We start from the raw sequence: 445 nt of genomic DNA on the forward strand, positions 1-445 counted from the left end.
TCTATGAAAAAGCGCTCCCCGCCGGGGAGTGCTGGCTGGAGCGGCTAAAGCTTGCAAAAGCGCTGGGCTTTGATTTCGTTGAGATGTCTCTCGATGAAACGGACGCCCGCCTTGCGCGGCTGGACTGGAGCCCGGAGCAGCGTCTGGCGCTGGTCAAGGCGGTGGCTGAAACCGGCGTCCGGGTGCCGTCGATGTGCCTTAGCGCCCATCGCCGTTTTCCGCTGGGTAGTGAAGACGACGCGGTGCGGCATCAGGGGCTGGAGATCATGCGTAAAGCCATCCGCCTGGCGCAGGATGTGGGGATTCGGGTGATCCAGCTGGCAGGCTACGACGTCTATTACAGCAGGCGAACGATGAGACGCGCCGCCGCTTTCGCGACGGCCTGAAACAGAGCGTCGAGATGGCCAGCCGAGCCCAGGTAACCCTGGCGATGGAGATCATGGAC

At 62.9% G+C, this 445-nt stretch carries 1 pseudogene; it reads left to right on the forward strand.

Going from position 1 to position 445, the window contains the following annotated elements:
- Positions 1 to 445: pseudogene (locus tag M3212_RS21780) on the forward strand (L-ribulose-5-phosphate 3-epimerase); the annotation flags it as partial.

The organism is Halalkalibacter oceani (genome assembly GCF_023715705.1).
Taxonomy (GTDB): Bacteria; Bacillota; Bacilli; order Bacillales; family Bacillaceae_D; genus Halalkalibacter; species Halalkalibacter oceani_A.